Source organism: Bacillus cereus group sp. MS39 (genome assembly GCF_040448665.1).
In the GTDB taxonomy this organism is placed as follows: Bacteria; Bacillota; Bacilli; order Bacillales; family Bacillaceae_G; genus Bacillus_A; species Bacillus_A wiedmannii.
This window is the reverse complement of the sequence record NZ_CP123058.1, coordinates 3,054,931-3,074,054: the sequence shown is the minus strand read 5'-3', so window position 1 is coordinate 3,074,054 and position 19,124 is coordinate 3,054,931. Positions and strand designations below refer to the sequence as shown.

Genomic DNA, 19,124 nt, shown 5'->3' with positions numbered 1-19,124 from the left:
TTACGGAATTTAAAGTAATGAAAGAACCATAATAAATGATGAAGGGATAGCGATTAAGCTATCCCTTCATCATTTATTTCCATATACTTCACTTCAGACTGTTAAATCATTTTCTGATTTTATATGAATGGCTTCTTGTAAGAGCTTTTGGAGAACTGCAGCAAAAACAGCAATCACGATAGAGGAGAAAATAATGATCAATCCAATTGGTATAAAACTTGGAGGATCAATTTTTTTTGCCATAAGATAGTAAAGTGGCATACCTAGTATGTATATAGTGCCGATCGTGAGGGCACAGTATTTTATATTTTTTAAAGCCTTTACTGATAATACCGAGAACGCTTTGTTCTTATCAATATAACTTAAAATTTTAAAAACTTGATACAGAGCGAAGTAAAAAGGGATCGTCGCTACGTACATATCGATTAAAACGAGAGATTTCATATAAGCAATAGCTGGATACAATTCTCCAGCGAAATTCCCGATTTTAGGAACTAAAAATATGCACAATGCAAGTACTACTATACCTATAAAAACAATAGCTAGTTTTAAAAAGAGTGTTGTAACTTGTTTCATAAAAAGCACCTCGTTTATTTAATGACAACATGATTTTATCATATAATTTATCGTTTTAAAATAAAATTATATTGTTTTTTAATTTATTATTGTTGTTATTTATGTATCCCATTAATTTTGAAAAAATAAAAAACTTGCTCATTACAAAGGAATCCGCCTTATGAAATGGTCTGTAATATTTTTTACCTTACAAAAATGTAAGGTAAATGTAAGCGAAATCGAAGGAACGAGTTTTAGAAAAGTGAGAATATGGAATAGGAAAAAGGTTTACGTAACTCGTGTAAACCTTTCTGATTGAAAAATTTAAAAATTATTAAGGATTTACATGAGAAAAAGATAAGAAATATGTGAGAAATTAATTTTATACAAAAGGGATGGAGTGAAAGAGATGTCAACAAATGTAGTTACTGTAGAAAGTGTAGAAAAAACGTATGGGAAAAGAAATGAGAATCAGTCAAAAGCGTTAAGGGGTGTGTCATTAAGTATTAAAGAAGGAGAATTCGTCGGGATTATGGGTCCTTCTGGATCTGGCAAAACGACACTACTTAATGTGATTAGTACGCTGGATCAAGCGACAGGTGGCAGCGTGACAATAGCTGGTACAAATATTACTTCTATGAAGGGGAATGCATTATCTGATTTTCGATCTCAAAAATTAGGATTCATTTTTCAAGATTTTAACTTACTTGAAAACTTATCAATTTATGAAAATATCGCTTTACCACTTTCTCTGCAAGGCGTACCTTCAAGTGAGATTACGGGGAAGGTAAATGAGGTTGCAAAGAAATTAGGGATTACTGAAATTTTAACGAAATATCCAACTGCTGTTTCTGGTGGACAAAAGCAAAGAACGGCGGCAGCACGAGCTTTAGTACATAATCCAGCAATCGTATTAGCAGATGAACCGACTGGTGCGCTTGATAGTAAAAATGCAAAAAGCTTATTAGAAGCGATGCAAGATTTACATGAAAATCACAATGTAAGTATTTTGATGGTTACACACGATGCATTTAGTGCGAGTTATTGTGAGCGTATTTTATTTATTCAAGACGGTCTTCTTTATAAAGAGTTAAAGCGTCAAGGAACACGAGAAAATTTCTATCAAGACATTTTAGGTGTGCTCGCTCATATGGGCTCAGCTGCTGAGTCTAAGTAGGGGGCGAGACTATGTTATTCAAATTATCACGTCATAGTATGAAAAAGATGTTAAAAGATTATATGGTTTTACTTATTGGTCTCGTTATTAGTATTAGTATTTTCTACATGTTCCAAACGATGGCTATGAATAGTGAATTTACGAAAGATAATAGTCTTATTAGTAGTATTAGACTCGTATTCTGGGTAGGTGCCATACTATTATCGTTCATTACTGTATTTTATATTATATATGCCAATTCTTTCTTACTCACATTAAGAAGAAAAGAACTCGGTATGTACATGATGCTCGGTGCGAAAAAGAAAAAAGTAGCACAGTTATTATTTATTGAAACATTCGGTATGGGGATTGTCAGTATTATTATCGGGATCTTAGTAGGGATGTTGCTTGCGAGTGTAGCAGGAAACTTTTTAATGAATGGTATGGAAATTTCAGCGAAAGGTAGTTATTCATCTGTATATACACCAGCAATCTTAGTTACAGCTATTTTCTTCTTAATACTATTTTTTATTACTGGTTTAATGAATAGCATCCGGTTATTACGTAAAACAGAATTGGAGTTAATTCGTGAAGATGAAACACTAGATGAAGTGAAGAAAAGTAAAACTCGCATTATTATAATGACTGTACTTGGTGTATTACTAGTAAGTACAGGATACTATTTTATGGTAAATATAAAAATGTTTGCTGAAATCGGTTTTATAATAGCGACAATTGTTACAACACTTGGAACATATTTTATCTTTAGTTCATTGCTTCCATTTTTTGTGATGAAAATTAAAGGGAATAAAAAACGAAATGAAACAGGCTTAAATAGTTTTACATATGCACAGCTACGCTTTAGAGTAAATAGTTTATCGAGAGTATTAGGTACAGTAGCGATGTTAATTGCATTAGGTGCAGGGGCAATGACGGCAGGTATGGCATTTCAAAAAAATGTAGGTATTATGACAGACTTCTCACGTGTATATGATGTTGTAATTCATGATCCAAATGATCAAGATAAAGCGGCATTAAGAGAAATGGAAATTGTGGAAGAAAGCAAGTATAAGTATAAAGTAGATGGAGAAGCGGTTTATTATTTACGTAACGACTTAACTGCGAAACCACCACTTGTTTCCGATCACTTTGATACAAAAACTTTAAAAGAGCCTGCTCGTAAACGTGTGGCTGAACCTTTAACTGAACCTGTTTATTCTGCTTTGGAAGCTCCCGAAGCAGCCAATAAACTTCCTCGTATGCCAAGGGATTGGGAAGATGCGGTTGTAAGAGAAATACAAATTACACATAATCAATTTAACGGAAAACCTGTAAGAATTGCTGATGAAGAACACTACAAAGCAGTTCAAGGAACGGAACATAGTGTAACATTAGCAAAAGTAGATGATATGAAAAAATATAAACCGTTGTTAATTGAAATAGACAAGAGACAAAAAGAACAAATTGAAAAAACAACAGGTGCAAAAGTAGACTTATTTACGAAAATGACAATTTATCAGTTTATGAACAGTTTCATGAGCGGAACAATGTTTATGGGGTTTTTCCTCGGGATTGCCTTTTTAGCAATGATGGCAAGTTCGCTAATGTTCAAAATATTAACAGGTGCTTCTCGTGATGTACGCCGTTATGAAATGTTACGAAAAATCGGTGTGAGACGTAGTATGTTAACAAAAAGTATATATAAAGAAATTTCATATTTATTTATCTTCCCAGCAATCATTGGAATTTCCCATGTGTTAGTAGGGCTTAACTTATTTAGCTTTATATTAGTTGACCCGTTTGTAAAGGTGTGGGTGCCGATAGGGATTTTCTTAGTCATTTATTTCATCTATTACTGGATTACTGTCCAACTTTATAAAGGTATGGTAATGCCGAAAGAAGAGGTAGCGAAATAGTTAAAGGAAAAAGTCTTTGTTTTGAAAACAAGGGCTTTTTTCTTTATTTCTAATACATTGTGATCGAGTCATTCTATGAATTTTATATTGAAAATTAAGGAAATATTAAGAGTTTATATAGCGGAAAGTTAAGAAGTGTATGGGATATTAAGAATGTGCAAAAGATCAAGGTGAAATTGTTGTATATTTATATTTTTTTGAGGTAGTTTTACTGAACTAAATTGATGTTTTTATAAATTTAAAAGAAAGGAAACTACTTATGAAGAAGATAAAAAAATTAATAAAACTTATTGGAGTCATCATTTTACTATTATTAATCGTAGCACTAATATTTCCTACATGGACCTCGCAAATAAAAGGGAAAAACAGTATAAGTACATTAGAGCAAGTAGAGATAAATGGAAGTGATCATGAAATTATGATACGCGGAAAAGATAAGAACAATCCGGTTATTATTTTTGTACATGGTGGACCAGGTACTTCAGAAATACCATATGCGCAAAAATACCAAAACTTATTGGAAGAGAAATTCACAGTTGTTAATTACGATCAAAGAGCGAGTGGGAAGTCGTATCATTTCTTTGAAGACTATTCGAATCTTACATCAGATCTTCTTGTAGAAGATTTGTTAGCTATGACAGATTATGTTTCAAAACATCTTGGTAAAGAAAAAGTAATATTGGTTGGTCATTCTTACGGTACATATATCGGAATGCAAGCTGCCAATAAAGCCCCTGAAAAATATGAAGCATATGTTGGCATAGGGCAAATGAGTGATACAGTAGAAAGTGAAATGGATAGTTTAAACTATGTGATTGAACAGGCACAAAGTGCTGGGAATACAGATGAGGTTGCCTATTTAAATGAGCTGACTGAAAAAATTAAAAATGGCGATACATACACTCCGAGGAATTATGTTGCAAAATATGGTGGAACTTCGAGACTTATTGAAAATCCAGATGGTGATAATGTGGGGATGTTATTTAGTAATGAATATAACTTACTTGATGTAATTCGTTATAACATTGGAGTATCAAACTCTCAAACTGTCTTATTAGAAAAAGATTTAAAGAATCCATTGCCTACTAAAGTAACTAAGCTGAAGCTACCGTTTTATTTTCTAATGGGAAAATACGACTATAACACCTCATTTCATGCAGCAAAAACATATTTTGATTCAATTGAAGCAGATCAAAAAGAATTTATTACTTTTGAGAAATCAGCTCATTATCCGCAATTTGAAGAGAAGGAAAAGTTTTATGAGTGGATGTCCGATACATTTCTAAAATAAATAAAATGTATCCAAGCTTTAGAGAATTAATAAAGTTAGCTAGAAGTAAAAAGATCTTAGCTACATATCATTACGTGAAGCGAAGTTAAATAAAAAGACTCTTGTATAAAAGACAAGAGTCTTTTTATAATGTTCTCTATATAGAAGGAAAAGATTGGATAATGGTCGGAAAATATAATATAACTTCCAAGAAATGACTGAAAAAATAAAATTTTGTCGAGGGAAAGGGTTAGAAGTATGAAAGAAATGCTACAGTTATTTCGCAACAAAGTGTATGCACGATTTTTTCTAGCGAATATTTTAGAGCGACTCGGTTCTATGATTGCTGGAATTTCTTTAATGTTTTATTTGTTAGACCAGTACGGAAAACAACCATTTTACGCAACGATGACACAAATTATGATGGCATTACCTGCATTAATCTTTTTTCTATTGGTAGGGACAGTAGTGGATCGTTTTGATAGACAGCGTATTTGTACGGTAAGTAACATATGTTGTTCGCTCTGTAATATCGGAATTCTAATTTCGCTTTATTACGGGATGATTATACTCGTCTTTATATTTTTATTTTTGGAAAATGCATGTATACAATTTTTCTCTCCATCAGAACAGTCGATGATACAAGGAGTAGTTGAATCAGACCAATACGGTGCAGCAGCAGGTGTGAATCAAATGGTAAATAGTTTATATGCTTTGTTTGGTGTAGGAATTGCAACGATGGTGTACTGGACTTTTGGAATATACGGGAGTATTTTAGTAAATACGCTCACATTTATTATGCGAAAACAAATATTTTATTTATGCTTTCAAATTTATATATTATCGAATGGATTTTCAATACATATGGAATGTTTGTTTTTGTAAAAGAAAATTCTAAATTAGAAATATTTACAGTGAGTCTAGTTATATTATACGTGCCGCTTTTTATACTATTTCGTATATTACATACGCTTTTACAAAATGTTATAAAGGAGCGTGTGTAATATGTGGCAAGTTGTAAAAAGAGATGTGAGATTTTGGATAGGTATTACTTTTTTGAGTGTACTAATGATTGTTAGTATTGGATATACGGTGTTTTTTGATGGGAATATTCGCGAACTTACGATGATGTATAACGAAAAAGGGGAACTAGAGGCAGCTCCATTTTCACCATCGGGTAAATTTTGGTTTGGAAGTGATGTGAAAGGCCGCGACCTTGTTCAATTAATAATAGAAGGCGCGAAATGGACAGTTGGAGCGAGTATAATTATAGCGATTTTACGAGTTATAGTTGGAGGGGGAATTGGTTTACTTCTTGGTATGTATGGCAAACGTTCTTTTCCAGTTATTGCATCCTTTTTTGATCCTTTTAGTATTGTACCGATGGTTATGATTTCTTATTTTATGTTAAATGAAGTTTTAACGTTTGATAGTGGAGCAGAAGTTGTGCCGTTATATTTGCGTGTGGCATTTCAAATTATAGTACTTGTATGCCTTGCTGTACCAACAGTTATGTTGTATGTAGCGCAAGAAGTAAAGTATATTAAGAAAGAAGAATTTATGTTGGCAGCTACTGTGCTCGGCGGAAGTAAGTGGCATAGGTTGAAGCACCATATATGGCCGCATATGTTACCATCATTTCTTTTATTAGTAGCTCAACAATTTGTAAGTGTGTTATTACTTCTTTTGCATCTTGGATTACTTAAGTTATTTTTTGGCGGGACGATATTATTTGGATTAGATGCAGATAGTGTAACAAAAGAATGGACTGGTCTAATTGGTCAAAATTTTCGGCACTTAACTACACATACTTGGATAGTACTTATACCAATTGCTTTCTATAGTATGACGATCTTGTCAGGCAATCTAATCAGTAATAGCATGCAAGATGCGATTAAACTAGGAAATATAAAAAAAACTAAGAGCAAGGATAAAGAAGTAAAGGAAGAGAAACGAGTACAAACTAATGTGAATGATTTTTCTTTCTATAGAGAGGTACAAAAATAAAAAAGATAGCTGAAGACAAATCGTTTTCAGCTATCTTTTTTCGTTTAAAGTGGTGGTAAATCAATCTTACCTTCTTCAAATAATTCTTTTATCATATGCTTCGTATAACCAGCGGCTTGACCAAAGGTGATTTTTGCTGGCATTGGTGCTTCATTTACATCTACAACTACATCAATAATACACGGACTATTTTGTTTTACCGCACTTTCGAAAGCAGGAAGTAGTTCATCTACATTCTCAACACGGTATCCAATACCTCCGCACGCCTCTGCGTATTTTGCAAAATTAGGGTTTGTTAAGTCTGTACCAAATTCGATATTCCCCATAACTTCTTGTTCGAATTTAATCATGGCGATTTTATTATTGTTTAAAACGACGACAACGATTGGTAGTTTATATTTAACAGCTGTTACGAAATCGTTCATTGTCATTCCAAAACCACCGTCACCACAAACCGCAAATACTTGTTTATCCGGGAAAGCAATTTTTCCAGCAAGTGCACCAGGTAAACCGCAGCCGAGTGTTGCGAGCCAGCTAGAAATAATAAATTGCTGATTTGTCATACGAAAGTGCCTTGCTGTCCATACTGTTACATTTCCGACATCGACTGATAATATTGCATCATCATGAGCTACTTGTTGCAGTGCATGCATAACGCGTTGTGGTTTAATTGGAGTAGAAGAATCTTCTTCTTGATTGTGTAATTTTTCTTCCCACTTTTTCATCATGTCTTGGTGATTCTCTAAGAAGGAATGGTCCTCGTGTTTTTCTACATTTTCAATTAACCATTTTAATGTTTTATCAGCATCACCAGCTAAGCCAATATCTGTTACGTAACGTTTTCCGATTTGGGCAGGATCAGTATCGATGTGAATTGTTTTTGCTTTTTCGGGCAAGAAACCTGTGAACGGATAGGATGTACCAATCATAATTAAAGTATCCGCATGTTTCATTGCTTCATAAGAAGGTTTCGTTCCAATTAATCCTAATCCACCGATACAAAGTGGATGTTCATCAGGAATAATTCCTTTAGCTGGCAATGTAAGTACGATTGGAGCACCAATATGTTCTGCGAATGAAAGTAAGGATTCTCTCGCGTGTTTCGCACCTTTTCCAGCTAAAATTACAGGCTTTTTCGCTTCATTTATTGCGAGTTTGGCAGCATGTAAATCTTCTTCTTGCGGAAATAATTCAGGTAATGTAAAAGAAGTATTTGTAACACGAGCACCACTTTTCACTTCGAATTTCGGAACATCATCTGGAATCGTAAGAACAGATACACCTTTTTTTGTATAAGCCATTCGAATCGCTTGATTCACGACAGCAGGCAACTGTTCTGCTGACATAATGCGCTGGTTATATACCGCAACATCATCGAATAATCTTTCTAAGTTTACTTCTTGGAAAAAATCCGTCCCGAGTAAATCTGTTTCTACTTGACCTGAAATTGCTAGAACAGGGGCTTTATCGAGTTTAGCATCATATAAACCATTTAATAAATGAATAGCACCGGGCCCTGCGATTGCCATACAAACGCCGAGTTTCCCTGTTAATTTCGCATAGGCAGCTGCTGCAAGTGCACCAGCTTCTTCATGGCGCACTTGAATAAATTTGATTTTATCTTGTTTTTTTCGTAAAGCTTCAATTATAGAATTGATGGAATCTCCAGGCATTCCGTATATATGTTCTACTCCCCAGTCAATTAAAAGGTCAACTAGAGCTTCACCCGCTGTTTTCCCAAACATAATTTTTCCTCCTTATAATTAGGTAGATACTATTATGTTTTGGAGAAAAAGGAAAAATATACAAATGATTATATTATTATCTTTAATGATGACCAGCGAATAGTGTAAATACTGTTATTAGTAAAAATCCACTAGTTGCCCATGTTAAAAATGTCAGGAAAGAGAGCTGTCTCTTTGCTTTCCAAAGCATTTCATGAATTGTAACATAGCCAAGTGAACCGATTGCACTTCCCATAATGAGCCCTTGTAAATGTAGGGCTTTTCCTTCCATCAAAATTCCGAAAACAGTACCGGTACCGAGAATAAGTGAAAGTAATAAAGTCGTTAATAAAAAGGAAATATATTTATGCTTTGTAAAGAGAAAGGGGATAATTAATGCTAATCCTTCTGGAATATGGTGAACGACAATTGCTATTAAAAAAGGAACTGCAGATTCAGCATGATTAATAAAAGCTGTACCTAAAGCAAATCCACTCGGCAAATTATGAATAAATATAGCAAAAGAAAGAAAAAGGAAAGTTTGCCACGCTTGTTGATCTTTTTTATGTATCATTGGATGGTGACAATAGTTATCTAATAAGCTCATAACTAAAATACCGATAGCTATACCAAGTATAGGCCCAATTATTTCATAGCTTGCAAATGTTTCAGGAATTATTTCAAGGGATAAAAGCCCAAGCAAAATCCCTCCACATAATGCGTATAAACGATGCATTTTTTCTTCAATTAGCTGGTTCGTAGCAATGCCAACAGCACCGCCTAATAGTAATCCACCAAATGAAAAAAACGTAACAATCATTGGAATCCATAATCGTTCCATAGTATCACACTCCGATTCTTCCACTTATTTTTAGCTTACGAAAAGGAAAGTTAGATTAGTCCAATTAATTATGTTTGATTATAGAGAAAAAACTAATAATTCGTTATAATTTATATATTAAATTTAAATGGAAATATGAAATGGGGAATACAGTTGCAAACAAAATGGAGTCTATCTGAATATGAAAATCCAAAACGATATGATATAGAAAATAAAACTTTGTCAGATTTTCCGTTCTTACTATCATGGGCACAAAAACTAAGTATACAAAATGAATGGATTCTAGATATCGCCTGCGGAACAGGAAGGATTACAATTCCATTTATAGAGGACGGATATCAAATGATTGGTGTAGATATACATGAAGGTATGCTTGCTGAAGCGAAGAGAAAATCTATGGATTGTAAAAAAGTAAAATGGCTACAACAAGACTGTTTACAATTAAAGATTGAAGAAATAATTCCGTTAGCATTTATGGTTGGTCATGGATTTCAACACTTTCTTACGAATACAGATCAAAATAAATTATTAACATCTATTCATCATGTGTTAGCTGATAATGGTATATTCATATTCGATACACGTTTTCCTTCAAAAGAAGAATTAATACAACCATCTACAGAAGAATATTGGACAACTATTAGTGATGAAAAGGGAAGAAAATGTGATTTATATACTGAAATGACATATGATTCAATTCAGCAAATACAGCACTACATAACAACAAGAAGGTTTTATGAGGGTGATGTGCGAGTAGAAGAACTGAAAACAACGATTGATCTTCGCTATACGTATCCGCAGGAGTTAGAAAGATTATTAGTAGCGAATGGCTTTGAACTATTACATGTATATAATGATTGGAAAGGAAATGAGTTAGGGGAAGATTGCTATTCTATGGTAGTAGTTTGCCGGAAGAAAAAATAGTGTTATTTTTAAAATATGAGTGTGAAAAGCTTTTAAGGAGAGAAAAAGATGACTTGGTACTTAGATAATGTTTATGAAATAAATAAAGAAGCGCCCTATACATTCTATCTTCCTAGCTCAGAAGTTTTGGAGAAATTAAAGGTTGGAGATTTGGTAAAGTTAATTTTTGTAACTAAAATCGAAGACGAAGATGGGTTTCATGGTGAACGAATGTGGGTGGAAATCACTGAAAGAAATGAGAAAAAGTTTGTAGGGGAACTGATCAATGAACCATATCGTTTAGATTTAAAAATAGGTGATAAAATTTCATTTGGAATTGAAAATATATGTGATACGGAATATAATGATCCAGCTTCAAAAGATTGGGATTTTTATTTTGATACGAAGGTAATTGTTAGTGATGATGTACTTGAAAAAAGAGAATTTAACTTTATGCTTAAAGAGGGTTCAAGAGAAGAAGGTGACTCTGGTTGGTCAATATTGAGTGGCTATGAAAGTGATGACTATGTCAATAATCCTAAAAACTTTCAAATTATTTCAATTGGAGTCATTTTGAATATAGATGATTCTATTTTAAACTTTCTTGAGGAACCACCTTTATGTGCATATGAAAGAAATGATGAAGGTAGGTTCTATAAGATTGAAGACTATGATTGGGATGCTTATTTAAATGGATAGATGAAGTTACTTTGTTTTAAAGAAAGCGATATATATTATTTCATGCTATGTGCTGGATGAAGGTTTTACAGATAATAATTGAAGAGAATAGTAATAAATGGAGGGGTTTGTAATGCAGCAAATAAAAAAAATAGGAAACTCATTTTGGTATATGACACCTGTTTCGGAAACAGATAGACCTATATTAGGAATGGTTGTTGGACAAGAAAAAACTTTAATGATTGATGCAGGGAATTCAGAAGAACATGCACAATTATTTCTAGAAATGCTACAAGAAAAGAATGTATCAAGACCTGACTTCGTAGCATTAACGCATTGGCACTGGGATCATATTTTTGGATTGCCTGTACTACAAGATGCATTAACTATTGCGCATGCTGAAACGAAAAAAGAAATGCAGTCACTAGTATCTTATGAATGGACAGATGAAGCGTTGGACGCACGTGTAAAAGAGGGTACTGAAATTGCATTTTGTGCGGATTGTATCAAGAAAGAGTTTGAAGAAAAAGCGAGAAATATTAAAATCATTCCTCCGGCCTTAACATTCCAGGATCAAATTGAATTAGACCTTGGTGAAGTTACATGCGTGTTAAAACATGTCGGCGGAGATCATGCACATGATTCAGTTGTTATTTACGTGAAAGAAGAAAAAATCATATTTTTAGGAGACTGTATATATGCAGATATATTTTCTTCAAAATGGAATTATACGACGAAACGAACGTTTAAATTAATTGAAGAATTGGAGTCATTTGATGCTGAAACTTATATTCTTTCTCATGGGACAGCTATAAGTCGGGATGAGTTTTTACAAGAAATACATTTACTAAAAACAGTAGGAACTTATACAGAAATTCATAAAGGCGATGAAGAGAATATAAAGGAAGCGTATAAACGAGATGTAGATAGAGAATTAAATGAAGATGAATTAGAAACAATTACGTTTTTTGTAAATGGTTATGAAATGAATAATCAGTAAGACACTACATTAATCAAATATAATTAAATTGCACAAAAAGAGTATTGAAAAGAGTATTGAAATTTAATTCAATACTCTTTTCAATAGTTAAATATGTAGTTTCAAACAAATTCTAAATAGGGGTTTATCGTCTGAAATAATGCCATTCTATTTATTTTTCTTATAGATAGTGGTTCAAGTGGAAGCTTTCTTCGCTAATTCAGTTATATAGTTAAAAAATCCATTGTGGTTTACATCATATACTACATTTACAGGTCGTCCGTCAACAGTTTCCACTGTACGCCCCTGGCTAGGTCCATATGTATGAACAATACTATTAATTGTTTGTAATTTTGCAAGGTCAGATTTCCCGATAAAGGCAGCAGTTAATACATCCCACAAATAGTAAGTAGAGTTCGTTGAGAAATGAACGAGGGGAGGCACCATTGCATAGCATTGACCAAGGAAATCAACACCAATATATTTACGCTCTTTTGCCCACTGTTCACGTATGTTAATAGTTAACGGAACTTGGTTTGTACTTTCTAGTGTCACTAAGTCGATTTTAATTTTTGATTCCCACACACGAGCTACTGCTTCAGGATCCCAAAACGAATTCCACTCAGCTGTTCCATCATGTTCTGGTTCATGTACATTGCCGGCAGTACGAAATGTTCCTCCCATCCAAACAAGTCGCTCAATTTTCCCCTCGATTACAGGTGCTTCATATAGTGCACGGGCTAAATCGGTAAGAGGCCCTGTAAATAATAAAGTTGTTTTCTCTTCAGTTTGTAGTAGGGTTTCAATTAAATGATGATGTGCAGGTTTTTCTGCTACGGGTGTTACAACTTTTCCAGACTCATTTAAAATGGGTAAAGCATCTACATAAAATGCATGCATCCGCCAGTCTTTTGGAAATGGATTTTTCGCACGGGAATTTGATGCAGCTACTTCAATATTTCCTTTGCCGAAGCGATCAATAATTTTGCGACTTGCAGACATTGCTGGTTCTAAATAGCAATCTGCAGGGATAACTGAAACACCTGTAAGCTTGACATTATCCATCTGGAGTAATAAAAATAGTGAAATTAAATCATCTACACCACCATCATGATTGAAGTACACTTTTTTCATCATTGTAATCTCCATCCTATATAATTTAGTTAGGAATTAAATATGAATTGTGGAAAAATCATCAATGATTTCCACCACTTCAATTTTTCCATTGATCAGTAACTCAGGAAGTTCATTATTTACATTTCCTTTCCAATAACCTCTAGCTTGTTCAATTTTTTGAGAGAAAGGAATACCATCTTCTTTCGGTAAAAGATTTCCGTCACCTTCAAAACAATGTCCAATTACTCGTAGTTTAACAATCTGCAAAACTTCCCGATTGTAAGAATCAAATAATGCTTTCCATTTTAAAGCATCTTCATAGCTCTTTGCAGCATATAAACAAGATAATCTTGAAGGGTATTCAGGAAATTCTTGTAGTCTAACCATTTCTACAATCGTTTCTCTAACGGCTCTAATTGTTTGATCCATATAATTCATAACTACTTTAGCATTTTCATTATTTATATGTAATTCTTCATTTGTATAATGTTCTTTTAAAATTTGCATGGAATCTTCACCGCTAGAATTCAAATGTTCCCTTTCAAAAAAGAAATGAAAGAGGGTATTCGTTTGATTTTTATCGAAATGAATGATTTGTCCAATATTCATTTTTTTCTTTGTTACGATGTGATATGCGAAAAACTCTTGTTTATTCATGGTTATCCTCCTAGTAGTAACTATCAGGTATTACAAAGTTAAATTTAATAATTCAACATTGAGATATATAAAACCTTTATAAATGAAAGTAAGAATTTGAGCAGAAAGTAAAGATAATATATGATAACGCTTTAAATTTGTTCACAAAATGTTCACTTACGAAGAGGTTTCCATAATCGATATAATGACAAAGACTTAAAGAGAAAGGATGATAGAAATTGCCAACAACAAGAAAGGAAAACCTCCAATTTGGTATGATGATGTGCCTTGGGATGGTTATTGTAATGACGTTTTATAATTTATTACTGAATGGAGCAGGAGGGCCAATTCATATTAAGGAGATCGCATTAGAACTAATAATTGGATTCATTATTGCATTATTAATTGAAATATGTATCGTTGGACCTTGTGCGAAAAAACTTGTATTCATGTTACCGTTTGATAAATCGAAGAAAATAAATATTATAGTTGCGATGGCGACAGCTATGGTAATCGGAATGGTTTTCTTTATGTCTTTTTACGGAATGACTATGATGTATTTACATGGTGGATTACAAGGAAACTCATTTGTATCGATGTATTTTTCAATTTTCATTAAAAATTTCATTTTGGCGTATCCATTACAATTAATTATTATGGGGCCACTTGTGCGCTTCTTATTTGGAAAGTTTGTTATGAAGAATAAACCTGTTAATATAGCGTAGTTATAATTATTAAAATATTATATAACGATAAAGTGAAAAACACATCTCAAATATTTTGAGTTGTGTTTTTTATTGTTCATTTGTAGCTATTTTCATACTGATGTGACATTTGTCCTTTTGCTTTTATAGGATTATAGCGTTTAATTAAGTCAGAAATAGAAGGTTAGGAGATGATTTTTTGAAAGGTATTGTATTTGCTGTATTTGCTGGCGTATTTATTACACTTCAAGGTACATTTAATGCAAAACTTAGTTCACATATCCGTATATGGTCAACGAGTATTATAACGCATTTAATTGGATTCATTATTGCAACAACAATATTTTTGTTAAAGAAAGAAGAGAAAGTAGCGGATTTAAAGGATGTGAAAAAAATATATTTAGTAGCTGGTGCACTTGGCGGGTTAATTATTTGTGCAGAAACAGTAGCGATACATGCAATGGGAGTTACATTAACAGCTGGAACACTCATGGTTACTCAATTATTAACAGCAACTCTAATTGAAATGAAGGGATTATTTCAAATAAAAAAGATACAGATGGAGAGATATCATATTGTGGGAACAATAGTAATGATTATAGGTATTGTTGTATTTAATATGTAAATATTTGTTTTATGTAAGTGGATTGTTTGGCATCGGGTTAATTATTTGTATAATGGGTGCAATAAAGAGTTTAGGTCCAGCGTATACGGTGTTAATTAGCCTTATTACTCAATTAGTTGTTGCGTTATGTATTGATACATTCGGATTATTTGGAATGGAGAGCATTCCATTCCAAATAAATAAATTAGTTGGGATAGGTCTATTAATTGTAGGGGTAGGAATTTTTAAAAATCTATTTTCGAGTAAGAAAGCTATTCATATAAACAAGGATAGGGTCTAAAGAATTTAAAGGGGAAAGGTGTTAATGATTAGAATAATTACACTTAGCTCGAATGGCTGAGGAACAATTAACTAGCCAATATAGATTAGACTAAGTTAAAGAAATGAAAAAAGAAACTATATATAAAACGGTTTCTTTTTTACATAAATTTCAAGATTTTTGATGGTGAACTAGAAAAATAGCTTCTCAAATTCTTTTAAAATCATCCTTTAAAGTGAAGTTAATACCATGGGTATCATTAGATAACAAACCTCATATGATAAGTCAGAGGGTGTTTAAATAGCATTTCGTTTTTATTTATAGTATTTAATAAACTATAATACAACTTCATTTAAAGGTATTTTGATTCTTAATTAAAAATAAAGTGGAAAATTAAGAATATGTTTATGTGGTTCGGTATTAAAGCTAGGTAGCATAAAGATTAATAATACAAAGATGAACAACATATAAATAAAGTTTATTCATATGTTCTATCTCCTCTGCAATTCCTAGTATATTTGAAATCTATATATTTCTTCCTCATTCGTGGAAAATAAAACTAATGTTGGGACCAGTAATATTTGTGGGGATTAGATAAAAATAGTTCTCCCTATATCGCCAGAATTTTAAATATTCCATTCGTTTTTTATGTTTTCTTTTTAAATTTTTGTACTGATGATAAGATTCTTCTCTCAATTAGATCTTTAAATAACGTAGACCTATTTGGTGCTTGAATTTCTTCCAACGTGTACTTTCCGAAGCATAGTGGTTCATAAATAGTCTTATCATTGTCCTCTGTTGTTAATTTCCCGACTTTTTGTTATCTTTGTCTAAAATTTGAAAAACAGTAGGTTTTCAAATTTACATTTAAATTAGCATTATCTATTTTTGGAATTCAATTTGTACAAGTAATTGAATTGAAATTTTGATTGTTGGTTCTTGCGGTGGTACAGTATCTCCTGTTACTTTCGCTGTATTTTGAATCTTTTTTCCAGCTTGGTCCTCGCATTGAGTACCACTGTATTTTGTATGTTCTTCACTGTTTTCTCAAGTGTAATGATTAGATCTGGTAGAATTAAGAAATGACCTTCGTTCATTTCATTTTCTTTTCTTTTCTTTTCTACTCTGATATTTAGATGCTAATTACAATTAAATAATATATGATTTTCATAAAAAAGATATAGTAATATTTTGTCGTTAATTGTACTAATTTGATATTTTATAGTATTATTTGTCGTGAATTATACCTAGCAGAATATATTTTATGAAACTATAAAAGAAACAATGCGGAAATTTATCAAATAATTTACTTAAAAGGAGAATGTAATGAATACTTCTATCGATATACAACACTTGTGTGATCTTGCACATAAAGCATTTAATGCCCCTGTACATATTTTATCTACAGACAAAAAAATTTTATATCATTCTACATCTGATGATGTTTATAGTCCTTTTTATTCTTCAAAAGAAGAACATCTTAGTGATATTTATCAAGAAAACGATCCCTTTAACTTACCACTTTTCAGATGTAACAGCTATCTTGAAAATTTTGTTCTAATACATATAGAAAATCATGATCACATTAAAGGGACTATTATTATCGGTCCCACTATACATCCAAAAGGTTCAGATGATATGACCATAAAACTTCAAAAAGAATTTAAATCAAATGATAAAATTCAAGAAAGACTAGCCTATTATCAGTGTTTATCTGAGATTAAAAAAACTACATTAATTGATATGGGAATTTTATTACATTACATGATTTTCAATGAAAAGTTAGATGTGGGTATTGTTTTAGAAAAAAATAAAGTACTAGAGAAAGTTCCTAATAAAATTGTGAAACCTGATTTATATATTTTAAAACGCCGACAAAACAAACCTAAAACTCACAACATGGCATTAGTAAATGATTTCTTTTTGACTATCAAAGAAGGAAATAAAAAAAAGTTAATACAGTATATGTATGCAGTTTCACAAGAGGATGTTGAACTGATGTTAATAGAGGACCCGCTCAGGAACCAAAAAAACCTTGGAATTATTGCGATTACCTTAGCTACTCGATATGCGATAGAAGGAAACCTGCCACCAGATATTGCTTTTGCTCATAGTATTTTATATATACAAACTCTGGAACAATTAGATAACGTAGAATCTGCAAAGCGATTGTCAGGAGACGCTTTACGTACCTTTGCAGATCGTGTGAAAGAATTTAATGCACAAAAGTATTCATACGCGGTTACTACATGTATGAAACATATTAATAAAAATGTTTACGATGGAATAACTCTCAATGAACTTGCTAATCATTTGGAAATTACCCCTACTTATCTGTCTAAACTATTTAAAAAAGAAATGGGAATTACTTTAAGCGAATATATTCAAAGGGAACGAGTGGAAGAAGCAAAAAAATTATTAACTCTAACTACTTATTCGTTATCAGATATCTGTGCTTGGCTTAACTTTAATGACCAAAGTTATTTTACGAGGGTTTTCAAAAAAATTACTAGCATGACCCCTAGACAGTACCGTGAAAAATATACAATAATATAGGCTTGTTATCTGGTTTCAATGTAAAAACTTAAACATAGGTGTAAGTAATCTCTAAAACTTGAAAATACTGAGCTTATTACTCTAGAAAAAGTGTGTGATTTGTTTAGATAAGGAACTTGTATTCAAATAGACGTATAATCAACCTGATATTATCTTGTTAGCGGAACAGTTTCAATTTTCAGGAGTTGGCAAAAATAATGGAGAAACGAAGCTTATCTATTTTTTAAATAATAATTATGCGCTGGATTTATCAGTATAGTTCTGAATTAGACAAACGAGTCTGACGTCAGCTCAAACAAATAGCTTTTGAAGAGTCCATGAAACATATATCCAAGCAAAAGCACAATGGAAATGTTTATACCATATTGTTAACTTGAAACACTATTTTTCTAAAGAAAACAAAAAAACAGAAGGCTGCAAAGGATTTTTAAGAAAGCTTTGCAGCTATTTTATATTTTAAAATCTATGGTTATAACGATGGATAAGTTTATAGATTAATATCTCCATTTTAAATATTTATTAATGTTAATGTTAGAGTATATTTCGTAAAAATTAATAATGTAACATATATCACATGATATATCTATGTTTTATGCAATTATACATAACTAAATAAAGGTAAAAAAGTATAAAAAAACCTATTAAATTATTCTATAAGTATTTTTTCTAAAATATAATTTCTTGGTTAAGCTAAAATAGTTATTTTTTAACCATATATATATTAATTTGTAATCATTACAATTACAGAGGTGAAATTTTTAATTAATTATATTTGTATAATGTTTTTGACTCGTGTTTTTACTTAACAGTTAAATTATCGAGTACAATCGACAAAATTTTGCTATTTACGCATTAAAAATTTAATGTTTTAATGAACAACATAACTGGTATGACCAGAGAGAAAGGAGAAGATTACGCTAATAGGAGTATAGCGAAGTTGTAAGTAACATTATATCGAAAATAATTTTCCTAATAATCAGTTAATTAATGAGAGACCTAGAATCTCAAAAGGATCAAGTTTGTAATAAAAGTGTTCTAAGTTTTTGCATAACAAAAGTGAATTTATTCCGCAATAAAAGTATAAGCAATGTACAGTATAAGTTCATCTTTTGTAGTCTTGTAAGGCTCTTGCTGACAAAACTAAGAGACATATTATGTAATTGATATTAAACAAGGTCAAAACAGGATTAACTGTAAGC

The 19,124-nt window shown here is 32.0% G+C and carries 16 protein-coding genes and 3 pseudogenes; 13 read left to right on the top strand and 6 right to left on the bottom strand.

What is annotated here, in order from left to right; genetic code table 11:
• Window positions 1-93: 93 nt before the first annotated feature.
• Entirely contained in the window at window positions 94-576 is a 483-nt protein-coding gene (locus QEP67_RS16130) for a DUF2975 domain-containing protein (protein ID WP_000815893.1), read from the bottom strand.
• 388 nt (window positions 577-964) lie between these two features.
• Between QEP67_RS16130 and QEP67_RS16125 the strand changes: the two genes are divergently transcribed.
• The 6 genes and pseudogenes from QEP67_RS16125 to QEP67_RS16100 all read left to right on the top strand — a co-directional run bounded on the left by QEP67_RS16125 (window position 965) and on the right by QEP67_RS16100 (window position 6,904).
• Complete coding sequence (locus QEP67_RS16125) at window positions 965-1,732, top strand: ABC transporter ATP-binding protein (protein ID WP_000106429.1); 768 nt, start codon at window positions 965-967, stop codon at window positions 1,730-1,732.
• Window positions 1,733-1,743: 11 nt separating this feature from the next.
• Window positions 1,744-3,627, top strand: a complete 1,884-nt coding sequence (locus QEP67_RS16120) for an ABC transporter permease (RefSeq protein WP_000897886.1) — start codon at window positions 1,744-1,746, stop codon at window positions 3,625-3,627.
• 259 nt (window positions 3,628-3,886) lie between these two features.
• Window positions 3,887-4,918: an alpha/beta hydrolase gene (locus tag QEP67_RS16115; RefSeq protein WP_000721360.1), complete on the top strand. Its 1,032-nt coding sequence runs from the start codon at window positions 3,887-3,889 to the stop codon at window positions 4,916-4,918.
• 237 nt (window positions 4,919-5,155) lie between these two features.
• Window positions 5,156-5,638, top strand: a pseudogene (locus QEP67_RS16110) (MFS transporter); the annotation flags it as partial.
• A gap of 27 nt (window positions 5,639-5,665) precedes the next feature.
• A pseudogene (locus tag QEP67_RS16105) lies at window positions 5,666-5,901 on the top strand (peptide ABC transporter permease); the annotation flags it as partial.
• Window position 5,902: 1 nt separating this feature from the next.
• Window positions 5,903-6,904 (top strand): ABC transporter permease subunit, encoded by a 1,002-nt coding sequence (locus tag QEP67_RS16100; RefSeq protein WP_064472931.1) that lies wholly within the window; start codon window positions 5,903-5,905, stop codon window positions 6,902-6,904.
• 44 nt (window positions 6,905-6,948) lie between these two features.
• On the opposite strand, the gene QEP67_RS16095 is transcribed toward QEP67_RS16100, so the two are convergent.
• Both QEP67_RS16095 and QEP67_RS16090 read right to left on the bottom strand, forming a co-directional pair.
• The gene (locus tag QEP67_RS16095) at window positions 6,949-8,649 is read right to left on the bottom strand and encodes a pyruvate oxidase (RefSeq protein ID WP_048566448.1); all 1,701 of its coding nucleotides are present in this window, start codon (window positions 8,647-8,649) and stop codon (window positions 6,949-6,951) included.
• Window positions 8,650-8,731: 82 nt separating this feature from the next.
• Window positions 8,732-9,469: a ZIP family metal transporter gene (locus tag QEP67_RS16090; protein ID WP_048566447.1), complete on the bottom strand. Its 738-nt coding sequence runs from the start codon at window positions 9,467-9,469 to the stop codon at window positions 8,732-8,734.
• Between the two features lie 135 nt (window positions 9,470-9,604).
• On the opposite strand from QEP67_RS16090, the gene QEP67_RS16085 reads away from it, so the two are divergent.
• The 3 genes from QEP67_RS16085 to QEP67_RS16075 all read left to right on the top strand — a co-directional run bounded on the left by QEP67_RS16085 (window position 9,605) and on the right by QEP67_RS16075 (window position 12,050).
• Window positions 9,605-10,393, top strand: coding sequence for a class I SAM-dependent methyltransferase (locus QEP67_RS16085; RefSeq protein ID WP_048566446.1), 789 nt, complete (start codon window positions 9,605-9,607; stop codon window positions 10,391-10,393).
• Between the two features lie 48 nt (window positions 10,394-10,441).
• Window positions 10,442-11,071, top strand: a complete 630-nt coding sequence (locus tag QEP67_RS16080; protein ID WP_088609704.1) for a DUF2185 domain-containing protein — start codon at window positions 10,442-10,444, stop codon at window positions 11,069-11,071.
• A gap of 112 nt (window positions 11,072-11,183) precedes the next feature.
• Window positions 11,184-12,050, top strand: coding sequence for an MBL fold metallo-hydrolase (locus tag QEP67_RS16075; protein WP_064460044.1), 867 nt, complete (start codon window positions 11,184-11,186; stop codon window positions 12,048-12,050).
• A 174-nt stretch (window positions 12,051-12,224) separates the two neighbouring features.
• On the opposite strand, the gene QEP67_RS16070 is transcribed toward QEP67_RS16075, so the two are convergent.
• Both QEP67_RS16070 and QEP67_RS16065 read right to left on the bottom strand, forming a co-directional pair.
• Window positions 12,225-13,166 (bottom strand): nucleoside hydrolase, encoded by a 942-nt coding sequence (locus QEP67_RS16070; RefSeq protein WP_033658766.1) that lies wholly within the window; start codon window positions 13,164-13,166, stop codon window positions 12,225-12,227.
• 33 nt (window positions 13,167-13,199) lie between these two features.
• On the bottom strand, window positions 13,200-13,802 hold the full coding sequence (locus QEP67_RS16065) for a DUF2441 domain-containing protein (protein ID WP_064472933.1): 603 nt from the start codon (window positions 13,800-13,802) through the stop codon (window positions 13,200-13,202).
• Between the two features lie 218 nt (window positions 13,803-14,020).
• Here QEP67_RS16065 and QEP67_RS16060 point away from each other — a divergent pair, with 218 nt between their 5' ends.
• From QEP67_RS16060 to QEP67_RS16050, 3 genes and pseudogenes are all read left to right on the top strand, one after another.
• A complete protein-coding gene (locus QEP67_RS16060) occupies window positions 14,021-14,506 on the top strand; it encodes a hypothetical protein (RefSeq protein WP_048566443.1) in 486 nt (161 codons plus the stop codon).
• Window positions 14,507-14,684: 178 nt separating this feature from the next.
• Complete coding sequence (locus QEP67_RS16055) at window positions 14,685-15,110, top strand: DMT family transporter (RefSeq protein WP_353706321.1); 426 nt, start codon at window positions 14,685-14,687, stop codon at window positions 15,108-15,110.
• Between the two features lies 1 nt (window position 15,111).
• A pseudogene (locus tag QEP67_RS16050) lies at window positions 15,112-15,390 on the top strand (DMT family transporter); the annotation flags it as partial.
• 625 nt (window positions 15,391-16,015) lie between these two features.
• Here QEP67_RS16050 and QEP67_RS16045 read toward each other — a convergent pair.
• Complete coding sequence (locus QEP67_RS16045; protein ID WP_220389183.1) at window positions 16,016-16,147, bottom strand: hypothetical protein; 132 nt, start codon at window positions 16,145-16,147, stop codon at window positions 16,016-16,018.
• Window positions 16,148-16,695: 548 nt separating this feature from the next.
• Between QEP67_RS16045 and QEP67_RS16040 the strand changes: the two genes are divergently transcribed.
• Complete coding sequence (locus QEP67_RS16040) at window positions 16,696-17,925, top strand: helix-turn-helix domain-containing protein (protein ID WP_001097926.1); 1,230 nt, start codon at window positions 16,696-16,698, stop codon at window positions 17,923-17,925.
• The last annotated feature ends 1,199 nt before the right edge of the window (window positions 17,926-19,124 follow it).

Excerpts from the sequence above, each read along its gene's own strand:
- QEP67_RS16130 (WP_000815893.1), bottom strand. The coding sequence starts at position 576 with ATGAAACAAGTTACAACACTCTTTTTAAAACTAGCTATTGTTTTTATA.
- QEP67_RS16125 (WP_000106429.1), top strand. The coding sequence starts at position 965 with ATGTCAACAAATGTAGTTACTGTAGAAAGTGTAGAAAAAACGTATGGG.
- QEP67_RS16120 (WP_000897886.1), top strand. The coding sequence starts at position 1,744 with ATGTTATTCAAATTATCACGTCATAGTATGAAAAAGATGTTAAAAGAT.
- QEP67_RS16115 (WP_000721360.1), top strand. The coding sequence starts at position 3,887 with ATGAAGAAGATAAAAAAATTAATAAAACTTATTGGAGTCATCATTTTA.
- QEP67_RS16100 (WP_064472931.1), top strand. The coding sequence starts at position 5,903 with ATGTGGCAAGTTGTAAAAAGAGATGTGAGATTTTGGATAGGTATTACT.
- QEP67_RS16095 (WP_048566448.1), bottom strand. The coding sequence starts at position 8,649 with ATGTTTGGGAAAACAGCGGGTGAAGCTCTAGTTGACCTTTTAATTGAC.
- QEP67_RS16090 (WP_048566447.1), bottom strand. The coding sequence starts at position 9,469 with ATGGAACGATTATGGATTCCAATGATTGTTACGTTTTTTTCATTTGGT.
- QEP67_RS16085 (WP_048566446.1), top strand. The coding sequence starts at position 9,605 with ATGAAATGGGGAATACAGTTGCAAACAAAATGGAGTCTATCTGAATAT.
- QEP67_RS16080 (WP_088609704.1), top strand. The coding sequence starts at position 10,442 with ATGACTTGGTACTTAGATAATGTTTATGAAATAAATAAAGAAGCGCCC.
- QEP67_RS16075 (WP_064460044.1), top strand. The coding sequence starts at position 11,184 with ATGCAGCAAATAAAAAAAATAGGAAACTCATTTTGGTATATGACACCT.
- QEP67_RS16070 (WP_033658766.1), bottom strand. The coding sequence starts at position 13,166 with ATGATGAAAAAAGTGTACTTCAATCATGATGGTGGTGTAGATGATTTA.
- QEP67_RS16065 (WP_064472933.1), bottom strand. The coding sequence starts at position 13,802 with ATGAATAAACAAGAGTTTTTCGCATATCACATCGTAACAAAGAAAAAA.
- QEP67_RS16040 (WP_001097926.1), top strand. The coding sequence starts at position 16,696 with ATGAATACTTCTATCGATATACAACACTTGTGTGATCTTGCACATAAA.